Raw genomic sequence first — 1015 nt, forward strand, 5'->3', positions numbered from 1 at the left:
ATCATACGGTGCTTACGACGATGCCACAAAAAAGAACGCCGGCATTTGCGGCGTTGGCGAAATGTGGGGGTATTATGTTGGTGGGTTGTTGGCAATGCAACAATATGGCAATGATACCAATAATCAGAATCAAGGAGGAGATGATCCTGGGAGGAGTTGGTTTACGAACGACAGAGGCTGGTTTAAACCACGAATCTTACGAAGATTAGCTTTTGGAGGCGTTTTAACCGAGAAGCAAATATTCGACTGTTTAACCAGCGATGTAAGAAGTCACGCACAATTAAAAAACCGTTTAACACAAAGATATGGAAAGCGTACGCAAATTGAGGCAGCATTTAGTGCTGAAGGTTTTTAGGCTTAGCATTATCGCATTTTGTTGCAGCATCTTTTATGCTTGCGATCATGAAGTTATTGCAGAGTATTCTTTTGTGAATAAACTAGAAAAAGAGGTCGAAGTTCGATTTTATTTTCAAGAGATCGTATTTGATATGAGAGTTGATTCAATATTCTCGGTTAAAAGCAATGAAAGTGTTTTACTCTTAAGAAATAAATTCAAGAGTTCTGAAGAGGGTTTTCCTCCACAAGGTGGCTCATCTTATTTTATTGATCTAATTGATTCTGCAAAAGTAAAATACATTGATGAAGAAGGTTATATTGCAATATGGCGAGGTTTTTCTGATTATGAATATGCATCAGGGTATGAATCCTTAAGAGATTTTTATTCTGATGGTGGAGATGCATGGAGTGGCGTTGGGAACAGGATTCAACATGGCGGTTCACACGCCGAGTATCGGTATATTCTAGAATTGAGAGATAAATAATTAGGATGTATTGAGGGTTTGACTTTAAGTCAAGCCCTCAATATCGTTGCCCACGCCAGTCATTTTAGCAAAGTAGGCAGTTGGTATTGGTCGCAGTATATAAATTATATAATTACATACGGCTCTTACGGCGATGCCACCAAAAAGAATGCCGGCATTTGCGGCGTTGGCGAAATGTGGGGGTATTATGTTGG

Annotated in this window: 2 protein-coding genes; both read left to right on the plus strand. The window is 39.4% G+C overall.

All coding sequences use genetic code 11. The annotated features are described in order from the left end of the window. Positions 1–355: hypothetical protein (locus tag B5X70_RS18125; RefSeq protein ID WP_200812626.1), on the plus strand; the 355-nt coding region annotated here is incomplete at its 5' end. A gap of 73 nt (positions 356–428) precedes the next feature. Continuing rightward, on the plus strand, positions 429–821 hold the full coding sequence (locus B5X70_RS17815; protein WP_143255120.1) for a hypothetical protein: 393 nt from the start codon (positions 429–431) through the stop codon (positions 819–821). The last annotated feature ends 194 nt before the right edge of the window (positions 822–1015 follow it).

The organism is Alkalitalea saponilacus (genome assembly GCF_900168165.1).
GTDB lineage: Bacteria > Bacteroidota > Bacteroidia > Bacteroidales > Marinilabiliaceae > Natronoflexus > Natronoflexus saponilacus.